The sequence below is a fragment of the Copranaerobaculum intestinale genome, assembly GCF_009831105.1.
Classification (GTDB): Bacteria; Bacillota_I; Bacilli_A; order Erysipelotrichales; family Erysipelotrichaceae; genus Copranaerobaculum; species Copranaerobaculum intestinale.
Map to the genome: position 1 here is coordinate 259,630 of NZ_WUUQ01000002.1, position 26,511 is coordinate 286,140.

The following is a 26,511-nucleotide window of genomic DNA, read 5'->3' on the forward strand; positions in this document are numbered from 1 at the left end:
CCTTCTTTTTCTATTTGAAACTGGGCGTTTATACCTGACGAATCTGGGTAGGTAACATAGGTTATGTCAGGGGGTGATAGTATCGCTACAGGATATTTACAGGTACAAACCTTCATCGCCGATCAGGCTATGCCAATTGCCAATGTAACCATTCGTGTATATAAAGTTAATAATAACGAGGTTGTGTTTGAAGATTATTTCATGACTGATCAGGAGGGAAGTACCGAAATTATTGCGCTATATGCACCGGATCGCGATCTTTCTTTAGAGGAAAGCAATGATTATCGGCCATATGAACAATATAATGTAGAAGCTCGAATCATTGGATTTGAATCAGAAGAGCGCATCGGTGTACAAATTTTTGCGGGGGAGCGCTCTGAATTGTTTTTTTCGCTTGTTCCCACTCGCATCAGAACCTCTACCGAACGTAATGTCAATACCATAGAAGACCACCATCTGCTGACGAACTATGGGGGAAATAATACCGGACAATCGATCCGTGATAATTTCAATGAAGGTGATGTGCAGCCGTTTGTATTAGATCAGGTAATCATTCCCAGAAAGATTACCGTTCATTTGGGGAGACCGACTGCCAGCGCTGAAAATGTTACAGTGGACTTTATTTATTATATTAAGAATGTTTGCAGCTCTGAAATTTATCCGACGTGGCCGTATGAGGCGCTTCGGGCGAATATCTGGGCACAGATTTCACTTGCATTGAACCGGATTTATACGGAGTGGTATCGAAGCAAAGGATATAACTTTGATATAACCAATAGTACAGCATATGATCAGGCATTTGTGAAGAACCGTAATATTTATGATACAGTGTCCGTTATTGTTGATGACGTATTCAACCAATATATTCAGAAATCAAATTTCCATGAACCATTTTATGCAGAATATTGTGACGGCAAGATTGCGACATGTCCTGGCATGAAGCAATGGGGTACGCTGGATCTGGCCAACCGCGGTTATGATTCACTGCAAATTTTAAAATACTATTATGGGGATAATATTAAGATCGTGGAGTCTAACAATATTCAGGATGTTTCCGGATCATATCCGGGCACACCGCTGCGTTTAGGCAGCAGTGGACAGGAAGTCTTTATGATTCAGGAATTTTTGAATGCGATTGCAGTTAATTATCCGAATATCAAACCGATTTATCCGGTAGACGGTAATTTTGGACAGTCTACAGAAGATGCGGTGAAAGTATTCCAGCGGCAGTTTAATCTTACTCCGGATGGCATTGTCGGCAAAAATACATGGTATAAGATATCCTTTATCTATGTGGCAGTGCGCAAGCTTGCTGAATTAACGAGTCTTGGCCGTGAGGAAGATGCATTCAGCGGTGAATGGCCAGGAGTTGTGCTACGTATCGGTGATAAGGGTGTGAATGTACAGCAAGTGCAGTTCTATCTGTCTTCGATCGCACAGTTCTATCCGCAGATTCCCGATGTAACGATTGACAGCCGTTTCGGTACACAGCTGGAACGTTCAGTTCTGGCTTTCCAGAAGGCCTTCAATCTGATTCAGGATGGTATCGTAGGGCAGGGTACATGGAACCGTATTTTTGAGGTATTCTCAACTTTAGAATCAACAGTGACACCGCCTTGGACACCGCCTCCGTATCCTGGTTTTACAATTTCTGAAGGTGCGTCCGGAAGTAATGTAGAGGCCTTGCAGGGAGCACTGAATCTGGTATCTCAGCAGTACACAAATCTGCCGGTCATTGTCGCAGACGGCTATTTCGGTCCGTCTACTACCAATTCTGTAAAGGATTTCCAGCGTACTTTTGGACTGACTGTGGATGGCATTGTCGGACAGGAGACATGGAATAAGATATTCAAGACAGCTCTGGAAGTGGATCAGGGGGATCTTCCTTCGCAGGGACTGCCGCCGTTTCCGGGAACCGTTTTACGCGTTGGTTCTACCGGCAACGATGTCCAGCTGATGCAGACAAGGCTAAAAACGATAGCGATTTATTATAAAACCATACCGGATATTACCGCTGATGGAATTTTTGGCAGCTCAACTCGCAATGCGGTCATTGCGTTTCAGCGGCTGATGGGACTGGAAGCAGACGGAGTTATCGGGCAGCAGACTTGGTATCAGATAAATAAGGTATTCGAGGAATTGACAACCTAGCAGAAACAGATCCGTAATCAGCGGATCTGTTTTTATAAGTTGGTGTCTTAATGGGTAAAAAGGAATATTTGATGCTATAATAAGGGCATATTAATGGAGGTATGGATATGCCAAATATTATTACGCATAAGATTTTCGGAGAAGAGGTTGTGAAAAAGCTTCAGGAGGAGCATAAGGATGAACTGAAAAAAATCATTGCCCGTAATCCCCAGCTTTTTTATATCGGTACCAACGGTCCGGATTTCCTGTTTTTCTATAATGCGAAGCCGTGGCAGGGACTTGGCTCTCATTCTGTCAGCGGAATTGGAAATCAACTGCATCGCGGAAATGTGAATAGTTTTTATACAGAAGCGATCAAAGAAATTCAAAAGCAGCATGATCTGGCAATCAAGGAACGGATGACAGCTTATTTGCTTGGTCATTTATGTCATTGGGCATTGGATAAAGTCACGCATCCCTACATTTTCTACATGACCGGTAACTGCAAGGGACAGTCCAATTCCTGGCATCACCGTTTTGAATCCATGATGGATACCAAGATGCTGAAACGCTATCATCATACGCGTATTTCCGGTTATCCTTTCTATAATATCTGTGCATATGACCGGGATATGTTACAGGCGATCGCCCGTATTTATGTACCGGTTGTTAATCGCATATTAGATCAAAAGATTAGCGTTTATGATATTCACAAGGCGCTGGATGACTGGATGGATGTGCAGAAGCTGCTGTTTGATCCTACCGATACTAAATTTCATATCATTCAAAAAGTGGAAAAGGTGGTACGGCCATGGCTGATCAGCGGCAACATTGTGCGGGAACAGGAAGATGATACGTATGATGAACTGAATTTGAAACATGCAGTTTGGTATCATCCGTGTGATTTGAGGATCTGTTCCAATGAATCGTTTATCGATCTGTTTGAAAAAGCGATCGATATTGCAGTAGAGGTAATGGATCATGCGCTGGAATTGATAATTCAAAATCAGGAAGCATCGCTGATCGGAAAAGATTTGCAGGATCAGGCATATGATACTGGTATGGCCAGCGGCTATGAAATGCTTCATTTCAAGCCGATATATGAGGAGGATTAAGTATGCAGCTATTTGATTTACATGCCGATATTGGCTACGATGTTTATGTTCAGCATCAAAAGGGAGAAAAAGACGTGATCGATTCTCGTCATGCTTCAAAGATGAAGGCAGGCGGTATATCCGTCGTTTGTATGGCATCCTTTTTTGACGGTACTCAGGATTGGGAAACAATGCAGACGATGATTCATGAAACCCGGGTTGAATTGGATCACTCAAAATATTTTAAGCATATTTTAAGGAAAGCAGATATGCCGGATGCGGATGATTTATCATTACATGCAATCATGAGTGTTGAAGGAATGTGCGGTATCAAAGAGGAACCGGAAGCAAAAGTGCAGTGGATGTATGAGCAGGGAGTGCGGCTTGCTTCACTTGTATGGAATGAGGAGAATGCTCTAGCGGCTGGAGCACCGCAGGATCCGGCCTGCGGCTTGAGTGAATTAGGAGTCCGTGTCGTAAAAGCGATGGATCGGCTGAATATGGTGATCGATGTTTCCCATGCGAATGAGAAAACCTTTTGGGATATCATGAAGCATACCAAAGGAAAGGTAATTGCTACCCATTCAGATGTCCGCAGCTTGAGCGATCATGCCCGCAATCTAAATGATGATCAGATAAAGGCAATCTGTGAACGCGGAGGGCTGATCGGTATGAATGCAGTTTATATGTTTGTATCGAAGGATCATCAGCGCTGTGATGTAAATGCGTTGGCTGATCACGCTGCCTATATCAAAGAAAGATTTGGAACATCTTATCTTGCCTGTGGTTTTGACTTCATGGATTTCTATGAGGATTCCGTTGAAGATGAAATGGTAGATGGTATGCCGGATGCCCGTTATGCCCAGGCTTTTCCTAACGCACTGGCAAAACGCGGTTTTACTGAGGAAGAAATCCGGATGGTGTGCTTTGACAACGCCCGCAATCTGTTTTTAACAACCTTGCCATAATAAAACATCATAAGTATGTATTGAAAATGCAGACCGCTCAGTCTGCATTTTTTATTATGAATGAATGCTATATGGTCAATTCAGAATGGTAAGACTTTTTAATCGGACTGTTTTTTTCGGATCGGGAATTGAATCTCGGTAAGCCATTCCTCTGGTGAATCTTTATTCCAAACCCCATCGATGTAGGATTCCCGCTGATGTCCGATAATTTCATAGCCGCTTTCTTCAATAAATTGTATGATCGCACTGTACGCTTCGGGCAGCCGATAATAAGGACCCTTGTGCAGTGTGCAGGCGGCAAGCTCGATTTTTGGAAGTCTGGTAAACTGAATGCTGTCTGTATCTTCTTTCAATTCTGTAACTGCCTGACAAATTTGTGCATCGATATCGGATTCTCGATACGCCTCATCATGATAGATCGTGAAACAATAATCCGGCTCAGCGCATTCACAACCTGCTTTTTCCATTTCCAGCCCCATTTGCGGCATTCGATCGAACAGTTCCTGGTAACCGGACATCTGAATCCGCATGGAAGCAATGATTACTTCCGGCAGTGATTTGGTAATTACATGATATCCGCTGTTTCTAGTATCACGGATCAAGTAGCTTTCAATGCCTGCTATCTTCTTACCCAATTCGGCCATTGATGATAATAGTTCACTCTTTTTCTTCAACAGAAGCTTTTCTTCTGAAGCACCGTCAATAACCGATTGAATTTCATCCAGGGAAAATCCAATCTCTTTTAGTGCTAGAATCTGATGAAGCTTGGGCAGCTGTTGAGAAGTGTAGTAACGATAACCGTTGCTTTCATCGATGACATGAGGTTTTAACAGACCTATATCGTCATAATGGCGCAGCGACTTGATCGTTACCTTGTTCATTTGGGAAAAGACGCCGATGCGGTAGAGTGCTTCAGGTACTTTCGAGCATTTTGGCAGCTTTTGGTTATTCATATCATATCCTCCTATTTCTATTGAAAGGTCTTATTGAATTTATACAGCTGATAACGGCTTTTACTGCCAAGAAAATATTAGAAAATAGCAGCTGATCGTGATACATGACAAGTGATCCTTTCATTCACAAGGAGATGTTGGATTACTTCGGTACAATTTTCCATCATAATTCCTCCTATTGAGATCAGCTTAAAGCCTCCTGTAAGAGGAGAGTCAACCAGAAAGTAAGAAAAATATGAATTCATTTGATGTATAGATTTAGAATTTACCGATAAAAAGCTTTCTGTTCAATCGAAAGCAATTCTTTCCGTGCGCAGTAAAATTGACGCATATCATTCATTTTATGAAATAAAAAAACATTTACTTTCGTGCTTCCATAAGCTTTCAAATAAATGTAATCAATAACTATTTTTTTCTTTCATTCCGTACACCTACAGTATAGCAGAAAGGGAATCAAAATGTAAGCCTGTTAATCGCTTAATTTTCGCATATAATAAAAGTAAATAGAAGGAGGAATTCATTATGAAAGTCCAAATTTACGGAAAAAACATTTCGGTTACGCCGGCGATTGCCGAGAAGATTGAGCGCAAGCTGTCCTCTCTGGAAAAGTATTTTATTATTGATGAGTCTGTGATTGCCAATGTAGTCGTACGTGTTTATCCGACAAAGCAGAAAATAGAGGTTACGATTCCAACTAAGTTTGCGGTGCTTCGTGCAGAGGTGGTGCATGATGATCTGTATGCGGCAATTGACTTGGTTGTAGATAAGCTGGAAGACCAGATTCGTCGTCAGAAGACGCGTCTGTCCCGCAAGAATAAAGAAAAGCTCGCGATGGCATTTGCGGAATATGAAGAGCTGGATGATGCCTATGAGGAAGACAAGGATGAAGTTGTCAGAACGAAGAGCATCGTGCCTGAAACAATGGATTTGGATGAAGCTATCATGCGTATGGAGATGCTGAACCACTCATTCTTTATTTATCGTGATGAAGAGGATGAGGAAATCGCAGTTGTCTATAAGCGTAATGACGGCGGTTATGGTTTGATCGAAACAGAATAAAGAAGTAAACGGTTCCTAAAGGATGGAACCGTTTTTTTACGCTTGATGTATCCTAGCATGATTTTGCAGGATTCTTGAAGCATTTTGATGAAAGAAAAGGTATGTATTTTTAGAGGATATTTGCGGATCACGTACAATCAGAGTACAATGTCATTATACAGGAGGGATACCGGATGAGTGAAAAGAAACGCTGCTGCTGGGCTGAGAATGTGGATGATATTTATGTCCGTTATCATGATGAAGAATGGGGTAGACCGGTCTATGATGACCATAAATTATTTGAAATGCTGGTTCTTGAATCATTTCAGGCGGGACTGTCCTGGATTACGATTTTAAAAAAACGGGAAAATTTCCGCCGTGCCTTTGATAATTTTGATGTGGATATGATCATGCACTATGATGAAGCAAAGGTCGCTTCTCTAATGCAGGATAAAGGTATCATCCGCAATCAACTTAAAATCCGGGCAGCGATTTCAAACGCGAAGATTTTTCGTTCCCTTCAGGAAGAATACGGCTCCTTTCATGAATATTTGTGGCAGTATACAAATCATCAGATCATCATCCGACAGGGTGAGGACATGCCGATTCATACCGCGCTAAGCGATCAAATTGCGGCAGATTTGAAAGCGCGGGGTATGAAATTCTTCGGAACGGTTATTGTTTATTCCTACCTGCAGGCGGTTGGAGTCGTAAACGATCACGAACCAAAATGCTTTTTGAGTCCACAAAGGGAAGTATAAGGTCGCTTATAATAAGAAAAGAAAGGAAAGGGATGTGAGGATGGGTATCGGTATCGCATGGGATAGTGAATTTGGTTGGATCGCAGGTATGCTTGCAATCATTTTGCTGTGTGTTGTCATTGGCTTGATCTATTATCTGGTTCGCCATAACCATTCCTAATTCAGCAGTTTTTTGAAAAATGTCCAAAGCTGGACATTTTTTGTTTGTTAATCAACTTGATATATTCAATTCGCACTTGTTCTTTAATCATGAAAGATACGAAATAGCAAGGATAAAATTAATTTTTTATTGAGCCAAACTGACAAATTATGAGCAGCTTATTCGCCTATACTTGTCCTCACAGGAGGCGGGGCATGAGCAGTTATATCGAGGTTACGTTCATCAATAATGTTTTCATTATGATGCTTTCACTGGTTCTGGCACATTACCTGCTGCTTGACCGCATGAGCCGCAGAACGATGTTACACTATACATTCGCTATTTCCTTGTTGGCAGTGCTGTGCTGGAGCTCCTTTTCCCCCTTGCTGATGCTGGGAGCGGAAATCCTGTCCTGTATTTTCTGGTTCAAGCTGCATATAAAAGTGTTTGCCTTAGCTTATAGTCTGCGGCTGCTTTTTTCCTTGACCTGCTATGTTCTGTATGGCGGAAGCTTTCATCTGCTGATCTATTTTGTTCCAATCGGTACCTACGCAATCTTGTACTTTTGGGTGATTGCCGGCATTGCCCTGATCGCATGCTTGCGAAAATGGAAATATTATATTACCCAGGCCCAGTATATCTACGAAACTGAGCTTTATACAAAGCAGAAAAAATTTCATATTTATGGCTACCTGGACAGTGGAAATGTGCTCACATATCATGAAATTCCTATTATATTCGCGGTTTCCAGATTTTATGAATATTTCAAAAATGAGAACATAGAATTAGTAGTAATGAATACTATGAATCAAACCAGCTCGATACGGGTCTATCCGTGTGAGCTGCAGGTAAGAGGCTGTGAGAAACAGCCTGCATATATTTGCTTTGATCGTCAGGGCATCATTCCGATGCACTGCGAATGTCTGTTGAATCTCCATGTATTGACGAGGTGAAGAAGATGAACATATGGAAAAGACTTTGGGCATTTTTATTTCGGTATCGTGATCATCAGGAAGTACTTTATATTCAGGGAAATGATGTGCTGCCTCAGCCGCTGTCGAAGGATGAGGAGCTGGCAGCGCTGATTGCACTGGAGGATGGAGATGAGGAAGCACGCAACACCTTGATTGAACATAATCTGCGGTTAGTTGTATATATTGCCAAGCGTTATGAAACCAATCCGATCTTTATGGAGGATTTGATCAGTATCGGCAGTATCGGTTTGATCAAGGCGGTAAATACGTTTAAACGGGATAAGAATATCAAGCTGGTGACCTATGCTTCCCGCTGTATCGAAAATGAGATTCTCATGTATCTAAGAAAAAAGAGCCGTCGCAAGGTAGAAGTATCCTTTGACGAACCGCTGAATGTTGATTATGACGGCAATGAACTACTGCTGAGCGATATTTTGGGAACCGATGATGACGTAGTCACAAAGGAATTTGAACGTAATGAGAACAAGCGAGAGCTGTTAGATGCCATGAAGTGTCTCAAGGAACGAGAACGTCAGATCCTGCAGATGCGCTATGGCATCGAGCATGAGGAATTGACCCAGAAAGATATTGCATCGCGCTTAGGCATCTCCCAGTCATATATCTCCCGACTGGAAAAGCGTATTATCCATAAATTAAAAAACCAGATGAAACAAAACAACGGGTAGCCTGACAGGAATTACCAGTTGTTTTTTTTATAAACAAACGGCTCACGGGAAGACTGCTAGTATCGCTAGGAGGAATATCATGAGTCGTTACAAAGTGGAAATCAGCGGGGTCAATACCGCTGCTTTGAAGGTACTTACGAATAAGGAGATGAAAGAGCTGTTTGTGAGACTTCAAAACGGGGAAAAAGAGGCGAAAGATATTCTGATTGAGGGTAATTTGAAACTGGTATTATCAATCGTACAGCGTTTTTCATCCCGCTGTGAAAATATGGATGATCTGTTTCAAGTCGGCTGCATCGGACTGGTAAAGTCCATTGACAATTTTGATTTGAAACATGAAGTGCGGTTTTCCACCTATGCCGTTCCGATGATCATGGGGGAGATCAAGCGATATTTAAGAGACAATCAGGTGATTCGCGTAAGCCGGCATTTAAAAGATCTGGCATATAAGGCATTTAAGCTGAAAGAGGAGTATATCCATGAGCATCAGCATGAGCCTTCTACGGCTTATTTAGCTGCCCAGCTGGAGGTAAAGGAAAAGGATATTGTAGATGCTTTGGATTCCGTACAGAGTGTAATCTCAATCTTTGAACCGGTCTATAACAGTGATGGCGATGAATTGTATCTCATGGATCAGATTCGTGATGACAAGGATGAAATTGCACTGCTGGAAAATGTACTGGCTTTAAAAAACAGTATGAAGGCACTGAATCCCAAAGAAATGGATATCATCAAAAAGCGCTACTATGATGATATGACCCAGACCGAGATTGCCAGTGAACTGGGAATTTCGCAGGCGCAGGTGAGCCGGCTGGAGAAAAGCGCGATCGCCGTTTTAAAGAAAAACTTTAATTAATGGTCGAAATGTTCACCTGGGCGCATATACTGAAACAGGTGATAGAATGAAAATGAGTGAACTTTCCTGTAAGCAGGTAGTGAATATGCAGGATGGAGCAATCCTTGGCCATATCGTAGACAGCGAGCTGGACGGTAATTTCCAGATTCAGCTGTTCACGGTCGCGAAACCGCCGCGGATCGTAAATAAGATGCTTCCTTGGTTCTTTCCCTGTGAAGAACTGTCCTTCAGTGTATGTGATATCATCAATATCGGAACTGATGTGATTCTGGTGAAACTCAAATAAAAACGTGAAATAAGAAATTTTGTCGGAATTTCTTATTTTTTGTTGGTGATCTTTTATAAAAATTAGCAGATAAGGTTTAACCCCTTAATCTATTTATGTTATAATAGGCCTTAGATAAGAAGATTTGTATAGTAGGAGGGTTCTCTATGGGTTTCAGCCAGAAGATAAAGGAATTTATCGCACCGATTGATGATGATGAAGTTTTGGAGCTAGAGGAAGAGGAAGCAGTAAGCATTTCCGAATACGAAGCACCGAAATCAAAAGTGGTAAATAAAATGTCAGCCGATACCAAAATGGTATTGTTTGAACCGCGTTCATTCGATGAAGCGGAAGAAGTGGCTCGCCGTTTAAAGGAAAATCGTGCGGCAGTTGTCAATTTACATAAGCTGCAGCGAGAATATGCCCAGCGGACAATTGATTTTTTAACCGGGGTGGTATTTGCATTAGACGGTACGATCCAGAAGATCGGACACAATGTCATTCTGTGTACGCCTAAGACGATCAATGTCAACGGTGAAATCAACTTAGATGCCAGTGAAGAGGATTAATCATCAGCGTACAGTTGATTTTTATCGGGGTAACGAGGAATTTGTAAAACGGCTGCTTGATCTGGAAGATCAGGTAGATCGTCAGCAAATACCGTTTGTTACTCCTTTTTTGACTGTCGATCAACAGGAAATTGTGCAGCAGGTCATAAGTGGGCGGTGCTTGCTTGATCGTTGGGGCGGTTATGCGGCTGCGGAGAATTGCCGGATACTGCTGGCACCGCTTTGGTGGGAGCATGAAAGGGATTTTGAAATCACACTGCTGAAAGGACAGTATGCGGATAAATATCATCAGCTGTCGCATCGTGATGTGTTGGGAGCGTTGATGAAGCTGGGAATTGAGCGAAATGTGTTTGGCGATATACTGGTTGAGGACGGCGTGATCTATCTGTTTTGTACGGCGGCGATAGCGTGCTATCTGATACAGAATTTGACACAGATCGGCCGGGCTAAAATTACCTTTACTCGCTGTGAAGATAACATTGAACGGGATGTGAAAATCGAGTGGCGAACCGAAGTGATCTCATCAATGCGCTTTGATACGATTGTGGCCGCGATCACACATTTGTCGCGGCGCAAGGCTCAGGAGTTGATCAGCAAAGGACTGGTGAAACTTAATCATGTAACGCTTGAAGAAACAGCAAGTTTATGTAATAATGATTGTACTGTTTCAGTGCGCGGCTATGGTCGATTTATCGTACATGATACGATGCGCCGAACACAGAAAAGCAATGCGGTAGTGGAAATTGGCAGGTATTGTTAAGGGAAGGTGAGGCTGGTGGACGAGAAGCGTTTTGATACAATGAAAAACGGTTATAATCGTTTTCAGGTAGATGACTGTCTGATGAAGCTGCATGATGAAATAGCAATGCTTACCCATAAGGTTGAACTATACCGCATGCGCAGTGAGGATGTTGAGGAACAGCTGAAGGACATCAAGCAAAAGTATGAGTTTGTCGTAACCGGATTGGCCGCAAAGGAAAAAGCCGCAGAGGATATGTCACGGCTGGCCATGCGGGAAGCCAATACGATCGTGAATACCGCCCAACAGAATGCGGATGTGATCGTAAAGGAAGCGCTGATGACAGCCCGCAGCATTCTGCTTGATATTGCCGGTTTAGGCAAAGAAGCAGCGCAGCTGAAGGGCTCGATGAAGGAACAGCTGGATGTTTTGGAGAAGGCCTTGAATGCCTTTGAGGTTCCCCCGATCCCGGATATGGAGTTATTGAATAGTACAGAAGAAAAGCGATGAACAGGACTCGTTTTGATCAGAAATCTTATAGAGAGCCGCTGGCTGGTGGAAAGCGGCAGAGGAATGATGAAAATATCACCTGGGAGCTGATTTCCCTAAGTATCGTAAGGAAATCCGTCACCTTCCGCGTTAGGAAGCAGAGGGCATATGAAATTCATATGAACTAAGGTGGTACCGCGTAATTTTACGTCCTTAGCGATAAGGGCGTTTTTTTATTTAAAGGAGGAAATAGTATGGAATATAAAGACACACTGAGGATGCCGAAGACCGCATTTGAAATGAGAGGTAAGCTCCCGACGAAAGAACCGTTGTTTCAAAAACGCTGGAAAGAGGCGGATATGTATCATAAAATGCTGGAAAAGCGTGATGGTGCACCGACCTTCAATTTGCATGATGGCCCGCCGTACGCCAATGGGGACATCCATATCGGACACGCTTTAAACAAGATATTGAAGGATGTCATTGTACGCTCTCATTATATGATGGGCTACCGTACACCATATATTCCGGGCTGGGATACGCATGGTCTTCCGATCGAGCATGCGATCACCAAGTTGGGGCATGACCGCAAGCAGATGAGTGTTGCCGAGTTTCGCAAGCTCTGTTACAATTATGCGCTGGAACAGGTGGAGAAGCAGAAACAAGGCTTCTTGAAATTAGGAGTAGTGGGTGATTACGATCATCCTTATATTACTTTAACCAAGGAATACGAAGCAGATCAGATCAAAATTTTTGCGAAAATGGCGATGGAGGGTCTGATTTACAAAGGCCGCAAACCGGTATACTGGAGTCCATCCAGTGAGTCGGCGCTGGCGGAAGCCGAAATCGAATATCACGATATCAAGAGTCCGACGATCTTCGTATCGTTTCCGGTCGTCGATACAAAGGGCGTGCTGGAAGGTGATGAAAGCTTCATTATCTGGACAACGACGCCTTGGACGATTCCGGCAAATCTGGCGATCTGTCTGAATGCCGATTTTACGTATGCCGTTGTACAGAGTGAAAAAGGGAAGTTTATCGTATTGGAAGAACTTGTGGACTCCCTTTGGGAAAAATTTGGATTATCCGAAAAGAACATTGTCAAAACATATAAGGGCAAAGAGCTGGAGGGCATTACCGCTCAGCATCCGTTTATGAATCGTACTTCCTTAGTCATTCTCGGTGATCATGTTACCGCGGATGCCGGTACCGGCTGTGTACATACCGCACCGGGTCATGGTGTCGATGACTTTAACGTCGGTATGAAATATGGCTTGGAAGCATTCTGTCCGGTTGATGAAAAGGGCTGTATGATGAAAGAGGCAGGAGCATTCTTAGAAGGTCAGTATGTCGATGATGCCAACAAGACCGTAGTGAAAAAACTGGATGAGCTGGGTGTGCTTTTGAAAATGGAATGGATCACGCACTCCTATCCGCATGATTGGCGGACGAAGAAGCCGATCATCTTCCGTGCTACGACGCAGTGGTTCGCATCCATCGATAAAATTCGTGAGAAGGTTCTCAATGAAATAGATAATATCAGCTGGGTACCGTCATGGGGACAGACCCGCATGCATAATATGATTGCTGACCGCGGTGACTGGTGTATTTCCCGTCAGCGTGCATGGGGTGTACCGATCCCAATTCTATATGCAGAAGACGGAACCCCGATCATGGAAGAAGCGGTATTCGAACATATCGCTGAGCTGGTGCGCGAACACGGTACCAACGTATGGTTTGAAAGGGAAGCCGGCGAGCTGGTTCCGAATGGCTATACACATCCGGGTTCACCGAACGGGAAATTCCGTAAGGAAACCGATATCATGGATGTATGGTTTGATTCCGGATCTTCTCATACCGGAAGCATGGTAGCAAGCGGAGAGGCATACCCGGCTGACCTGTACTTCGAAGGAAGTGATCAGTACCGCGGCTGGTTCAACTCCTCTCTGATCATCGGAACGGCCTACTATGGCAGTGCTCCGTACAAGCAGGTATTGAGTCATGGCTTCATCATGGACGGCAAGGGCATGAAAATGTCAAAGAGTCAGTTCAATGCCGTATCACCGGCTGAAGTAACGAAGAAATACGGCGCCGATATTTTGCGTTTATGGGCAACCAGCGTTGACTATCAGGCTGATTGCAGTATGTCAGATGAAATACTGAAGCAGTGCTCAGAAATGTATCGTAAGGTGCGGAATACATTCCGTTTTCTGTTAGGTAATATCGCCCCTGAGGATTTCACCAAAGCGGATCTGGTGCCGGTTGAAAAATTAGACGATTTGGATAAATACATGCTGATTCGTTTAAATGATGTCAATGAAAAAACCAAGAAAGCATATGAGGAATATCGCTTTTCGGATATCACTTCGATGCTGTCAAATCTGATGACAAATGAATTGTCCGCTTATTATCTGGATTATGCTAAGGATGTACTGTATATTGAAAAACAGGATGATCCAAAGCGTCGGATGATGCAGACCGTGCTGTATCATGCCTGCGATGTGCTGCTTCGTGCGTGGGCACCGATTCTTACTCATACGTGTGAAGAAGTCAATGATTTCTTCCATACCGAAGCGGAAAGTATTCACCTAGGTGAATTTGCACCGTTATTTGCAGTTGAAAATGCTGATGCGATCCGAGAAAAAGTGGAACGGCTTCTGGTTATCCGCAATGATGTGCTGAAGGCGCTGGAAGAAGCCCGTGCCGAAAAAATAATCGGTAAATCTCTGGAAGCACATGTATTCCTTCATGTGAGTGATGATGATAACCGACTGATTGATGAAATGCTGGGTGAACGTTTGGCTCAGTGGCTGATCGTTTCGGAAGCGACCCTGACCAATGTGGAATTGAAGCCTTATGAAGTCGCTCAGATTAAGGTGGAAGTATGCAATGGGGTTGTATGTCCTCGCTGTTGGAATATTACGGAATCAACCCGTGAAGATGGACTGTGCGATCGCTGCGCGAAAGTTTTAAAATAACAATCACATATTTTAGAAAAAAGAGAGAACTGCTGAAGCAGATGCTCTCTTTTTCTTGATTGACACAGCTTTTGAAAGTTGTAAAAAGTATGAAGATATGGATAATAAACAAACAGGAACCACAAATTTGTGATTCCTGTTTGTTATTATATAGACTTGAGGAATGGATCATAAAGCATGACATGAAAAAGAATTTTAGGATTGATCATTGCCCGATAATCAATCCTGTAAATTCTTTTAATTACTTTCAAGCTATCATTCTGCTTTCTTCTCAAAATGCGATTTTCAAGTTTTCAATTATCATTATGATGTAAGTGAAAAACGTGATTTCCTTGCCAAGCTCATTCTTTTACAATAAGGGTAAGAATGTATGAAAGAAGCAGAAGCATGAAAGTTCAATTGATAACTGTGGATGTCTTTTGTCAAAAGGAGTTTCTGATACAACTATCGAATAGATATGGGTTAGTATTCCATATGCTTGTTAACCTTGGCTAACTAAATAATACATGGCTTTTTGGGTAATGTCAATGAAAAATTGTACAAGAAAAAAGTACAGTCATATCATGCTGTACTTGCTCCTTCATCCTGGATGCTGTTCAGATATTGCTGCTCATATTGTTCGATTGGAACCGGCTTGCTGAATAAGTAGCCTTGAGCAAATTGCACACCGCATTGCTTCAGCACGTCCAACTGCTCTTCGCTCTCGATCCCTTCAGCAATTAATGTGATCTTCATTTGTTTACAATAATCTGAAATTGCCTTGATGATTGCCTTAGATTTATCATTGGTTACAATATCATCGATCAAACTCTTATCCAATTTTAATACATCAAATTCAATCGAGGTCAATAATGATATATTCGCATATTCAGTACCAAAGTCATCAATTGAAACAATAAACCCGGCATTGCGGATACGCGCTACCAGCTCTTTTATATCCAGACCGACGGTTCCGCGGATATCTTCGGTGATTTCAATTTCCAGATATTTTCTAGGAACCTGATGTTTATTGCAAATTGCTATCAATTGATCGATAAATGCCGGCTCCTGCAGGGAACAGCGGGAAAAATTCACAGAAATAGGCATGAGTTTCTTACCTTGATCTGACCATTCCTTGATTTTTGAACAGACATAATCGAAAACGAAGAAATCAATTTGGCTGATTTCCTGTACTTCTTCTAAGAGCGGCAGGAAGTTGCCGGGGAGAATCAGGGAATCTTTCTTAGGCTGATAGCGAATCAGCGCCTCGGCTCCGATAGCCGAACGATTATCCGAGGAAACCTTTGGCTGAAAATAAACGACAAATTGCCGCTGATCAATTTTATCTTTTAATATTTTAGGATCACCGAGCGGTAAAATTTCATCGTTGTGGCTGCGATACCGGCTTGTTTTTGGATGATCGCGATAGTAAAGCATTTTATCCAGATACATATCAGCATCCGCATCAGAAATCGTATATTGGATATTCTTAATTTGCTTGACCCATTTTGATCCGATCGCCGCATGGCAGAGCGTATCCTTTTTAAAACAAACTTTCAATTCCCGAACCTTGGTATAAAATAACTGTTCGCTGAATCCTTTGCATAGGATTACAAATTCATCTCCTCCGATACGGTATAAAGAGGCATCCTTAAACACGCCTTGTATCATACTGGAACAGCGAACGAGCATTTCATCTCCTCGTTCATGTCCAAAGCGGTCATTGGTATCTTTTAAACCATTCAAATCAAGGAAAACAACGCCGAGTGAGTCATGGTAATCTTTTAGGTCGGCGATGTCCTGTATATACCGGTTGCGATTGAAGAATGAGGTCAGAGTATCATGGTAAGATAATTCTGATAACTTATGTTCACTGATGCTTCGGCGAACTGCCAGCATGATAAAGAATCGCAGTGTGTGTAAGAAGGATACGATGTTTTTTATTTTCGCTGCCGGTGGATTATCAATTCCTATAAATCCGGTGATCTTGCCGTTTTGCTCCAACGGGGCAGCTACTAAAATGCGGATGCCCTGCTGGGACAGGATTTCGTATTCCTCAGGATTTGACTCGTGAATAGACTCAAGGTCTTCCAGGATAACACAGTTACGTTCCTCAAAAATTGTCATCCAGCGTTTAAATAGCTGCATGGGTATTCCCTGGAGAGAGTCGATCTGCTTCGGTATATCCGCTTTGCACCACTCATGAGTATTGTATCCGACGGCATCCCGTATTTCAAACATATAGGATCGATCTGCCTGCAGGTATATACCTACCTGTTCCAGAACATAATGAATAGCTGTATCTAAATCCTGTTCTTCATAAAGTACTCGAACACAGTCCATCAGCACTTTTTGCGAGTCCAATGAAGTTTTTAACTCCAATTTTTCATTTTCTGATTCTGTTGTATCAAAAGCGATTTCCATGCGGGCTGGTCTGCCTTCCCATTCAATCAGACGGTCTTTTAACAAATAATGACGGTGGGTGATGGAGTTGGTGAATTCCCAGGTATAATTATTGTCTACCGTCAGCTTGGAGGTGGTACAAAATGGACATGGAGCATCAAGCCCTTGGAGTGCTTTGTAACACTTTTGACCCTGGATATCCTTGATACCAAAGGATTTGCGTCCGGCTTCATTTAAATAAAGCAAATCATGATTTTTTGTATCTGCAATATAAGCAACCTCGGAAATTTCTTCCAAGGGGGCACGGAATGCTTGATACATCTGGGAAAGATATTCACTTTTTTCTCGATTTTCATTTTCCGCGATCATCAATTGATTGCGGCGGTGCTGCTGAAGCAATGCGTACAAGCTGCCGAGCACGGTCAGTAAAATAAAGATGATCGCTACTGAATAAAGCGCATCATGAGCACCATCAACGCGGTCCTCGGAATAATTCTCAGCATAGCGAACCGCATCATCAGCCATTTCAAAATAGGTCTCACTAAGGTTGAACAATGCTTCTGCATCCTGTCCCGCTCGAACGTTTTGAATTTCTTTTTGGATGTTTTTCCAAGTCTTCTGCATATCTTTAAGCTGCTCTTGAAATTGCTTGTCAGGCAAACGAATCAGATGATTATTACCTTTACCGCTTTGCAGTTCGGATAAGATACCATCAATTTTCGTAATCAGCTTATCGTTTGGAATATGGTTCAGCTCCTGCTTGATCAGCCGCTGGGTTGCCCCGCGAACGATTCCGGTATAGTTAATGACGCGGGCATTGCCCTGTAAATTATCGATAAATGATAATGAAAAAAACGCTGAAACCAGCAGCGCAATAATTAACATGCCCGGAATGATAATCCCTTGTATAATCCATGATTTTTTTGCCATGCCTGCACCTCTTACGAAGGATATGTCGTGTTTTTTACCGATTGGTAATTATTATGATAAGTATAGCAAATTTATTTTATGTATACAATGCATGATTTTACGCCTGAAACGATACAGAGACAGTTTGTATGAATTTGAAACATCAAATCAGAAACCTTTAAAAATGCATTGTATTTTATGATATAATGAGGAAACTTAAAGAAGGTGATGCTTGTGTCCGTATATGTTATGAGTGATGTTCATGGATTGAAAGCTCGTTTTGATGCTGTGCTGGAATCGCTTGCCTTGCATGATTCAGATCATTTATATATCATTGGAGATGTTATTGACCGAGGACCAGATGGGATAGAAATCCTAATAGAGTGCATGCGTAATAATAAGATTACCCTGCTGATGGGAAATCATGAATATATGATGCTGGAGGTATTGAAGCGGTCAAAGCAGCTTGCGGATCGTGTTGATATGTATGATGCGGTGATTGCGATTGAGCGCTGGTTCCGCAATGGCTGCCGGCCAACGCTGGAGGCTTTTGAATCTTTATCGAAGGCATTACAAAAAGAGCTTGAGCAGTATTTGGAAAGCTGTCCGTTGGCAATTTGCGATTTACGAGTACAGGATCGCTGTTATTATCTGGTTCACGCACATCCTGTACTGACGTATACGAAAGGAATTGTGACGCTGGATCAACTCAGCGGCAGTGAAGTGAAACCCGATCGATTTGTGTGGGACCGCATCCTATCTTATCAATCCTTCTTCAAGGATCGCTGCGTGATCTTCGGACATACGATGACAGAGTATTATCAGCAAAACCATCCTTATGCGATTTGGAGCGGTGATGAAAATTTGATGAACAGTGATCTGATCGGAATCGACTGCGGATGTGCAGCTGCGAATGAACATACGCGTTTAGCCTGCCTGTGTTTAGATACGATGCAGGTACGGTACTTCTGATGCGGATTCATCAGCTGGATTATGGGGAAATACAATATCAGCCATGTTCGTATGATCACTCTCTTGAGGAAAGCATCTTACGTATCGGCTGTTCCTTTCCCCTGCATGTGGAAATACGTAATCATTCCTATGTCTGTATCGATGGCAAAAAACGGCTGAGTGCACTTCATGAACTTGATCGGCAGGGAAGACTGGAAGCAAAACGCAGGCTTGTGCCGGTCATGATCATCAATGCAGGTGATTTTCGTTCAACTCCTCATCACAGTATGCGCAACCATCATTAATTATCGTAAAAATAAAGGAATAAGCAAAAGAAAACAATCTCAGGCTTTCCCCAATAAGGTAAGCAATTAGATTGTTTTTTTAAATGATCTCATACTTCCATTCCTGTTCATCATCCTGATAATAATAAAATTCGTTTAGAGTATCCTTTTCAAAGATCGGCAGCATCTCCAGAAAGTCATCTGCGAGCTTATAATTCTTCAGTGCTTCCTTGGTAATCCAGAAAACCTCACCCTCTGAGGAGCTTTTTAATTCACCCGTAAATTGATCACACGTATATAAAAGCACTACATAGCGGGCATGATCATCCGTCTGATATTGTTTGATACCGCAGAGCGAAGGATGCTCAATGGTCAAATTGGTCTCTTCCAAGACTTCGTGGATGACCGAGCGGGTAAAGGATTCTCCCGATTCGACATGACCGCCGGGGAAAGCGATGCCTGGCCAATATTTTGAAGTGCGGTTTTGTACCAGTATTTCTCCTTTTTGGTTGGTAATCATACATAAATTTGTAAAGATAGCGGCTTCCTTTCTGCTCATTTATTTCATCCTTTCTCACATTTGATATTTTATCATAAGTGTTATACATAAACAATTCAACTGGCGGGGCTATGCTTATGCTATAATAACAATAGGAGCTGATCGCATGGAAATTACATCAAAAACAAATCAAAAAGTAAAACAATGGGTACGATATCACCAGAAAAAGTACCGAGATGAGGATCAAAAGTTTCTCATTGAGGGAGAACATCTGATTGAAGAAGCAATCAAGCATGCTGCTATTGAGTGCATTATGGTGAGAAAAGGAGTAAAACATGCTTTTTCGTCATATCCTTGTTATGTGTGCAGCGATGATGTGATGGATAAATTGAGTATGAGTGTGTCAAAAGCCGATATCATGGCTTGTGTTTCCTATTTAAAAGCACCGATGAAGTGGGGAAACCGACTGGTTTTGCTGGATCAGGTGCAGGATCCGGGAAATGTCGGTACGATCATCCGTACCGCCTGTTCCTTTGGCTTTGATGGGGTAATTCTATCCGATCAGGCAGTAGATCTTTATAATGAGAAGCTGATACGTTCGACCCAAGGGGCGCTGTTTCATATTCCGGTGTGGCGCCAATCGTTGCTTGAGGCGTTGGAAATCTGTCATAATCATCAAATTCCCGTATATGCAACCAGCTTACATAAAGCGGTTACACTCAGTGACATGAAGCGGGTTTCTTCCTGTGCATTGATTTTCGGTAATGAAGGAAGCGGCGTATCACCGGAATTATTAGCGAAGAGTGATCAAAATATCATAATTGAAATGACCGCTTTTGAATCCTTGAATGTTGCGGTTGCGGCCGGTATTTGCATGTATCACTTTCGAAAGGACTGACGCATGAAAGCACTTGTTTGTATTCATGGATTCGGCGGACTTCGTATTAAGGACTTTGATTATCTGCGGGATCAGTGCCGTGAGGATGGACTTCCGTATTTTGATTTCAATATGTATGATCAAACAGAATGTCCTGACTGGCGGCTGTGGGTAAAGCGTGCGTATCGTGAGGTACAGTCAGTATGTGAACAGGGCTATGAGGTTACACTGTTGGGATTTTCCATGGGCGGCGTCATCGCCGGTTATCTGGCGTCCCGCTTGCCGGTTCAGCGAGTGGTTTTGGTTGCTCCTGCCTATTTCTATCTGGGCATTGACAGTAGCTGCCGTTATCTGAAAAAACTTGGCCGAATGGGAGCGAAGGATGCGCGTGAAATGAATGCTTTTATTCAAGCTCGCTGGTTGAGTGCCCAATACGTTTTTGAATTTATAAAGCTGACAGGAGTGCTTCGCCAAGCCGTAAAAGAGATTGATAAGCCGGTACTGCTGATCCAGGCATCCAAGGATGATATTGTTCCGCCTTATGCGAGTCGCTATGCCATGCGCAAAATACCCCATCAAAATAAACAATGCTGTATGATAGAAGGAGGAAATCATGAAATATTGAATGATAAACGGTTAGGCAGGGAGGCCTATTTGCAGATCGCCGCATTCATGGGTGAATCAGCCATGCTGTATAATCAAAGAGACATATCATAAGGCTGAACAGAGCTTTGGTAAAGATTGAGCTTGAAATAAAGAAATGGATGCTTTATAATAATAGCTGTTAATACGTTGAAAAGGACAAGTAGTAAAGTAACCTGATGAACAGGGAAAAGCGATCACCGATTGAAAGTCGCTTATCATCAGCCTTTATGAATTCACCTTGGAGTGAGGCTAATTCCCTCCCGTTGCCTAACGGTTATCAAAGGAATCTGATAATGAAGTGTGTCGCAAGACGAAGCAGGATGGTACCGCGCTGTATGGCGTTCCTGCAGGTCATGCGGCTTTTTTTATGAAGCGGAAAGGAAATGAATATGGAAAAATTGACGATGTTACGTGAAGAAGGATTGGCTAAAATTGAAGCATGTGCCGATCTGGCGTCATTACAGCAGCTGCGGGTGCTGTATCTGGGTAAAAAAGGACCGATTCAGGAAGTCATGGGAATGATGAAGGATCTGTCTAAGGAAGAGCGTCCAGCTTTCGGTCAGCAGGTAAATGAAATGAAATCGCTGCTGTCTAAAGCGATTGATGATCGCCGTGCTTTGCTGGAAGCAAAAGAGATGAATGAAAAGCTGGAACAGGAAAAAATTGATATCACGTTAGATGGTTATCAGCCTAAGGTTGCAACGATGCATCCGCTGAATCTGGTTCAGCAGGAAATTGAAGATTTGTTCATCGGGCTTGGCTATACGGTTGCGGAAGGCCCGGAGGTGGAACTGGATTTCTATAACTTTGAACGTGCCAATATTCCCAAGGATCACCCTGCTCGGGATATGCAGGATACCTTTTATATCAATGCCGAGGAGCTGCTGAGAACCCATTCAACAGCGATTCAGATGCGCCAGCTTGAGAAATTTTCACCACAGCTGCCAATTAAGGTTATTTGTCCGGGTAAGGTTTATCGCCGCGATGATGATGATGCAACGCATTCCCATCAGTTTACGCAGGTAGAAGGCTTGGTTGTCGGTGAAAATATTACGATGAGCGACCTAAAAGGAACCTTGGAATTTATGGCTAGAAAAATGTTCGGTGAAAAACGCGTAATTCGTTTCCGTCCGAGCTATTTCCAGTTTACCGAACCGAGTGTTGAGGTTGATGTTTCCTGTCATATCTGCGGCGGCAAGGGCTGCGGTGTCTGCAAGGGAACCGGATGGATTGAAATTTTGGGAGCCGGTATGGTTCATCCAAACGTTTTAAAGATGGCCGGTTATGATTCATCCAAATGCAGCGGTTTTGCATTTGGGGCAGGCATTGAACGGATCGCCATGCTGAAATACGGCATTGATGATATCCGTCATTTCTATACCAATGATCAGCGTTTCTTAAAAACGTTCACACGGTTCGAGTAGGCAGGAGGATAATAATATGAGAATCAGTAAAAAATGGCTCCAGCAATATCTGGATGTATCAGATTTAAGCGCTCAGGAAATTGCGGATTGCATTACCGATGCAGGATTAGAGGTTGAGGGATTGGAGGCTATGTCTTCGGGCACTAATCTAATGATCGGTGAAGTGGAAACATGTGTTGATCATCCCGACAGTGATCACTTACATATCTGCCAGGTAAATTTTGGTGATAAAACAGAGCAGATCATCTGCGGTGCACCCAATGTGAGGGCAGGCATCAAGGTGATCGCTGCACTTCCGGGGGCAAAACTGCCGGGTGGTGAGATACAGGCAGGAAACATCCGCGGGCTGGAATCTAATGGCATGATCTGTTCCTTGGCAGAGCTGGGAGTTGATCCCAAGCAGCTTCGTGATGATCAGAAAAACGGCATTGAAATTCTTCCGGCAGATGCACCGATTGGAGATCGTGATCCCTTGGCTTATTTGGGATTGGATGATGTTGTGCTGGATGTATCATTGACACCAAACCGCAATGACTGCATGGCAGGCTGGGCAATGGCAGTGGAAACCGGAGCAGTGCTGAATCGCAGTGTCAAGCTGCCAAACTGTGAAGGAGCAGCAAACGAGGGAAGTGCTACACGTTTAAAGGTTTCTTCGACAACGAAAAAATGTCCATTGTTCTTAGGCAAGGTCATCAATCATGTGACAATCAAGGAATCACCGAAATGGATGAAGGAATTATTAGCCGCAAGTGGTATCAAATCAATTAATAATGTTGTCGATATTTCTAATATTGTAATGCTGGAAACCGGTCAGCCGCTTCATTTCTATGATGTAAAAGCGATTCCAGCTCAGGAGATAACGGTCAAGGATCAGCTGGAATGTACGTATACGGCATTAGATGGCATTGAATATACCATTGAAAAAGATGATTTGATCATCACCTCAGAAGGCAAGCCGATCGGCATAGCCGGTATTATGGGTGGTGATGATTCTAAAATCGAAGCCGATACAGCCGGTATTATCATTGAGGCAGCAAGCTTTCATCATGTGAATATCCGCAATACCAGCCGCCGGCTCAATCTTTCAACTGATGCGAGCATTCGCTATCAAAAGGGAATTGAACCGTTAGCTGCTTATAAGGCCATGGATCGTGCGGTTGCGCTATTGAAAGAATACGCCAATGCAGATGGCTTGGAAGCAACCGTTCAGTACGGTGATGACGCGTATACACCGGTGGAGATCACCGTTTCTCCAAGCCGTATCAACCGACTGCTGGGAACCGATATTGCGGTTTCGGAAATGGTGGAGGTATGCCGTCGTCTGCAGCTTCAGCCATCGATGCAGGGAGAAGATATTCACGTTGTGATTCCAAGTGTTCGTCAGGATTTGCTGATTGAAGCGGATATCGCGGAGGAGATCATTCGGATTATTGGATATGATCGATTACCAAGTACAATGCCGCTGATGCCGGCAACGGTAGGAGCACTCAACGAACGGCAGCAGATGCGGCGCCGGATCCGCAGTCTGTTTACCGGATTTGGTCTGTATGATATGATAACTTATACGCTTGCTTCACAAAAGCAGGTGGATGATGCGATCATGGGGCTGACACCGGTGGTTGAATTGGCTTCACCGATGAGTGAGGACCGCAAATATGTCCGCGGCAGCATTCTGCCAAGTCTGCTTGACAGTGTGGCTTATAATCAAAATCGTTCGGTTAAGGAGCTGGCCTGCTTCGAAATGAGCAGTGTTTACGCGAAAGGAATTGAGGAAGAACATCTGGCAATCGTATTGTGTGATACCCTACAGAAGAGTCAGTGGCAGAATATTGTCATTCCTGCTGATTTCTATACACTGAAAGGCATCATAAAAACAATGCTGGCACAGTTTGGTTTTGAAGGTACTCGGGTTATTGTAAAACCGAATACTGTAGATGTTGAGCATTTTCATCCAAACAAGAGCGCTTGCATTTATATCGGTAAGGATTTGCTGGGCATCTTCGGTGATATTCATCCGATGATGGCAAAGCGTTATAATGTATCTTCTGCGGTTATGGCTGAGTTGAACATGGAAGTACTGTTGAAGAACCGTGCGTCCAAAGTGAAGTTTGCTCCGATTTCCAAATATCCGTCAGTCACTCGTGATCTGGCTTTGGTGGTTAAGACGGAAACTGCATCGGCGGATATCATTGACACAATTCGTAAGAGCGGCAAGCGTATGGTAACGGATGTAGAAGTATTTGATGTTTATACCGGTGAACACGTAGCCCAGGGAAGTAAGTCCATCGCGCTGCGTGTTACATTCCAGTCTGATGATAAAACGCTGACCGATAAGGAAATCAATGAAGTCTATGAGAAGCTGCTGAATGCACTGAAACAGGAATTGCAGGCAGAGCTTCGATAAGATTTTTAAGCGGGTGTGAAAAACATTCGCTTTTTTTATGTGAGCTCCCTTATTTATAGTATAATAAGAAAAAGGCGGGACATGATATGGAACTAGAAAAAACAGTTCAGATGCTCAGCAATAAAGATGCAAAGCAGGCTTATCAAGCGCTGCTGGAGCTGGAAAAACGAAGTGAAGACAGTAATGAAGCCTATGCATTTATGGATATTTACATAAAATTGATGGATGCCGATAATTCTTATGAACGAACAAGGGGCATCCGCCTGCTGGCGGCAAACGCAAAATGGGATGTGAATCGTAAAATAGAGCCGGTTATCAGTCAGCTGCTCAGCCACATTGAAGATGAAAAACCGATTACATCACGTGCGTGTATCAAGGTATTGCCATTGATTGCAAAAGTCAAACCGCATCTAATCGATGGGATGATTCAGGCCTTGGAGAGCTATCACACGATTTATGACAGCAGTATGCAGAAGCTGATCAGTCAGGATCGCATGCAGGCAATACGGATTCTCAGACAATATAAAACCGAATAAAATGCACCTCATTCATTTAATCAGCAATGAATGAGGTGCATTTCCATATAGCGTTTTATTTGGCAGCAGCCAAACGGTAGATAATAATCTCCGGAGGTGCAAACAGACGTACATCCGTATCACGTGTACCCAAACCGTTGGATACGCTTAAAGTTGTCTGCTGGACTTTATAGGTACCCTTATTGTAAGCTTCGGCACCGCTCATTTTATGAAGCGGTCCTAACAGCGGAAGCGCAATCTGTCCGCCATGAGAATGCCCGGCTACCATGACATTGATGTTATTGGTCGGAAGCTGAGCGATCAGATCAGGACAATGGGTAAATACCATATTGAACTCATTGGCGTTGACATTTTGAAATGCTTTGGAAATATCCGGCTGCCCGCCGATCATGGAATCCAAACCAATCAGGGAAATGCTGGCATTCGCACCCTTTCGAATCCGCACCAACTGATTGGTGATCATTTCAAAATCACTATTGTATAAGATGCTGGAAACCATATTTTTGATATCTGCATTCATCAGATCCTGTTCACCGAGCACTGCGAATTTACCGAGCGGAGCATCTAATTTTTTTAGAATTTCTGTCACTTCCTGCTGCTTGGTTTCATCCGGCATCTGTTTTTCCGGAGCGTAAAAGAGATCACCGCCAAAAATGATCACATCGGGATGTGCGTCATTCAGCCGTTTCATCATTTTGGAAAGACGAGTCTTATCCATATAGGCGTTATAGTCAATATCACTGATAAAGGCAATCTGCACATTATTCAAGGACTTGGGAATTTTTGAGCTGGCAGCGCTTTGATAATTTAAATTGACCCGTTCAACGGATACAAACATGCCGTATGCGAGAAAACCGGCAATGATCATAGCGATTGTTAATAGGAACAGCAGAAATTTAAGCAGACGTTTCAGCATGATTACACCTCATATTCTTTCTTATTTTATCATAGTCTTATAAAG

The 26,511-nt window shown here is 43.0% G+C and carries 24 protein-coding genes and 1 other annotated feature; of the genes, 20 read left to right on the plus strand and 4 right to left on the minus strand.

The features are described 5' to 3' along the window. Positions 1-63: 63 nt before the first annotated feature. The 3 genes from GSF08_RS06070 (at position 64) to GSF08_RS06080 (ending at position 4,192) form a co-directional block, all read left to right on the plus strand. Complete coding sequence (locus GSF08_RS06070) at positions 64-2,151, plus strand: peptidoglycan-binding protein (protein ID WP_160624943.1); 2,088 nt, start codon at positions 64-66, stop codon at positions 2,149-2,151. 107 nt (positions 2,152-2,258) lie between these two features. Next, positions 2,259-3,245 carry a zinc dependent phospholipase C family protein gene (locus GSF08_RS06075; protein ID WP_160624944.1) on the plus strand — a complete coding sequence of 329 codons (987 nt, stop codon included), beginning with the start codon at positions 2,259-2,261 and terminating at the stop codon, positions 3,243-3,245. 2 nt (positions 3,246-3,247) lie between these two features. Then, complete coding sequence (locus GSF08_RS06080; protein WP_160624945.1) at positions 3,248-4,192, plus strand: dipeptidase; 945 nt, start codon at positions 3,248-3,250, stop codon at positions 4,190-4,192. A gap of 98 nt (positions 4,193-4,290) precedes the next feature. Here the strand turns inward: GSF08_RS06080 and GSF08_RS06085 are convergent, their stop codons facing one another. Beyond that, positions 4,291-5,145 carry a MerR family transcriptional regulator gene (locus GSF08_RS06085; RefSeq protein WP_160624946.1) on the minus strand — a complete coding sequence of 285 codons (855 nt, stop codon included), beginning with the start codon at positions 5,143-5,145 and terminating at the stop codon, positions 4,291-4,293. Between the two features lie 522 nt (positions 5,146-5,667). On the opposite strand from GSF08_RS06085, the gene hpf reads away from it, so the two are divergent. From hpf to ileS, 10 genes are all read left to right on the plus strand, one after another. Continuing rightward, complete coding sequence (hpf, locus tag GSF08_RS06090; RefSeq protein ID WP_160624947.1) at positions 5,668-6,204, plus strand: ribosome hibernation-promoting factor, HPF/YfiA family; 537 nt, start codon at positions 5,668-5,670, stop codon at positions 6,202-6,204. Positions 6,205-6,377: 173 nt separating this feature from the next. Then, entirely contained in the window at positions 6,378-6,944 is a 567-nt protein-coding gene (locus tag GSF08_RS06095; RefSeq protein WP_160624948.1) for a DNA-3-methyladenine glycosylase I, read from the plus strand. Between the two features lie 354 nt (positions 6,945-7,298). Further along, on the plus strand, positions 7,299-8,036 hold the full coding sequence (locus tag GSF08_RS06100) for a sigma-E processing peptidase SpoIIGA (RefSeq protein WP_160624949.1): 738 nt from the start codon (positions 7,299-7,301) through the stop codon (positions 8,034-8,036). Between the two features lie 5 nt (positions 8,037-8,041). Beyond that, positions 8,042-8,743, plus strand: a complete 702-nt coding sequence (gene sigK, locus GSF08_RS06105; RefSeq protein WP_160624950.1) for an RNA polymerase sporulation sigma factor SigK — start codon at positions 8,042-8,044, stop codon at positions 8,741-8,743. Positions 8,744-8,822: 79 nt separating this feature from the next. Beyond that, entirely contained in the window at positions 8,823-9,599 is a 777-nt protein-coding gene (locus GSF08_RS06110) for a SigB/SigF/SigG family RNA polymerase sigma factor (RefSeq protein ID WP_160624951.1), read from the plus strand. Between the two features lie 46 nt (positions 9,600-9,645). Next, on the plus strand, positions 9,646-9,885 hold the full coding sequence (locus GSF08_RS06115; protein WP_160624952.1) for a YlmC/YmxH family sporulation protein: 240 nt from the start codon (positions 9,646-9,648) through the stop codon (positions 9,883-9,885). A gap of 146 nt (positions 9,886-10,031) precedes the next feature. Then, positions 10,032-10,433, plus strand: coding sequence for a cell division protein SepF (locus GSF08_RS06120; RefSeq protein ID WP_160624953.1), 402 nt, complete (start codon positions 10,032-10,034; stop codon positions 10,431-10,433). Further along, positions 10,414-11,193, plus strand: a complete 780-nt coding sequence (locus tag GSF08_RS06125) for a YlmH family RNA-binding protein (RefSeq protein ID WP_160624954.1) — start codon at positions 10,414-10,416, stop codon at positions 11,191-11,193. The genes GSF08_RS06120 and GSF08_RS06125 overlap by 20 nt, the downstream gene beginning before the upstream one ends. Before the next feature lie 15 nt (positions 11,194-11,208). Next, the gene (locus tag GSF08_RS06130) at positions 11,209-11,682 is read left to right on the plus strand and encodes a DivIVA domain-containing protein (RefSeq protein WP_160624955.1); all 474 of its coding nucleotides are present in this window, start codon (positions 11,209-11,211) and stop codon (positions 11,680-11,682) included. After that, positions 11,670-11,879: a binding site (T-box leader), on the plus strand. Its footprint overlaps the gene before it by 13 nt. 36 nt (positions 11,880-11,915) lie before the next feature. Next, a complete protein-coding gene (ileS, locus tag GSF08_RS06135; RefSeq protein WP_160624956.1) occupies positions 11,916-14,639 on the plus strand; it encodes an isoleucine--tRNA ligase in 2,724 nt (907 codons plus the stop codon). Between the two features lie 561 nt (positions 14,640-15,200). Here ileS and GSF08_RS06140 read toward each other — a convergent pair. Then, the gene (locus tag GSF08_RS06140; RefSeq protein ID WP_249805935.1) at positions 15,201-17,951 is read right to left on the minus strand and encodes an EAL domain-containing protein; all 2,751 of its coding nucleotides are present in this window, start codon (positions 17,949-17,951) and stop codon (positions 15,201-15,203) included. A 213-nt stretch (positions 17,952-18,164) separates the two neighbouring features. Between GSF08_RS06140 and GSF08_RS06145 the strand changes: the two genes are divergently transcribed. Both GSF08_RS06145 and GSF08_RS06150 read left to right on the plus strand, forming a co-directional pair. Continuing rightward, positions 18,165-18,902, plus strand: a complete 738-nt coding sequence (locus GSF08_RS06145; RefSeq protein ID WP_160624957.1) for a metallophosphoesterase — start codon at positions 18,165-18,167, stop codon at positions 18,900-18,902. Beyond that, positions 18,902-19,186 carry a ParB N-terminal domain-containing protein gene (locus tag GSF08_RS06150; protein WP_160624958.1) on the plus strand — a complete coding sequence of 95 codons (285 nt, stop codon included), beginning with the start codon at positions 18,902-18,904 and terminating at the stop codon, positions 19,184-19,186. Before GSF08_RS06145 ends, GSF08_RS06150 begins: the two co-directional genes overlap by 1 nt. 79 nt (positions 19,187-19,265) lie before the next feature. Here GSF08_RS06150 and GSF08_RS06155 read toward each other — a convergent pair whose 3' ends face one another. Continuing rightward, positions 19,266-19,724: an 8-oxo-dGTP diphosphatase gene (locus GSF08_RS06155; RefSeq protein ID WP_160624959.1), complete on the minus strand. Its 459-nt coding sequence runs from the start codon at positions 19,722-19,724 to the stop codon at positions 19,266-19,268. A 106-nt stretch (positions 19,725-19,830) separates the two neighbouring features. Between GSF08_RS06155 and GSF08_RS06160 the strand changes: the two genes are divergently transcribed. From GSF08_RS06160 to GSF08_RS06180, 5 genes are all read left to right on the plus strand, one after another. Further along, the gene (locus GSF08_RS06160; protein ID WP_160624960.1) at positions 19,831-20,562 is read left to right on the plus strand and encodes a TrmH family RNA methyltransferase; all 732 of its coding nucleotides are present in this window, start codon (positions 19,831-19,833) and stop codon (positions 20,560-20,562) included. 3 nt (positions 20,563-20,565) lie between these two features. After that, complete coding sequence (locus GSF08_RS06165; protein WP_160624961.1) at positions 20,566-21,258, plus strand: alpha/beta hydrolase; 693 nt, start codon at positions 20,566-20,568, stop codon at positions 21,256-21,258. Between the two features lie 317 nt (positions 21,259-21,575). Beyond that, positions 21,576-22,610, plus strand: coding sequence for a phenylalanine--tRNA ligase subunit alpha (gene pheS, locus GSF08_RS06170; RefSeq protein ID WP_160625378.1), 1,035 nt, complete (start codon positions 21,576-21,578; stop codon positions 22,608-22,610). 16 nt (positions 22,611-22,626) lie between these two features. After that, a complete protein-coding gene (gene pheT, locus GSF08_RS06175; RefSeq protein WP_160624962.1) occupies positions 22,627-25,014 on the plus strand; it encodes a phenylalanine--tRNA ligase subunit beta in 2,388 nt (795 codons plus the stop codon). 86 nt (positions 25,015-25,100) lie between these two features. After that, the gene (locus GSF08_RS06180; protein WP_160624963.1) at positions 25,101-25,550 is read left to right on the plus strand and encodes a hypothetical protein; all 450 of its coding nucleotides are present in this window, start codon (positions 25,101-25,103) and stop codon (positions 25,548-25,550) included. A 55-nt stretch (positions 25,551-25,605) separates the two neighbouring features. Here the strand turns inward: GSF08_RS06180 and GSF08_RS06185 are convergent, their stop codons facing one another. Beyond that, positions 25,606-26,466, minus strand: a complete 861-nt coding sequence (locus tag GSF08_RS06185) for a metallophosphoesterase (protein WP_160624964.1) — start codon at positions 26,464-26,466, stop codon at positions 25,606-25,608. Positions 26,467-26,511: the final 45 nt, after the last annotated feature.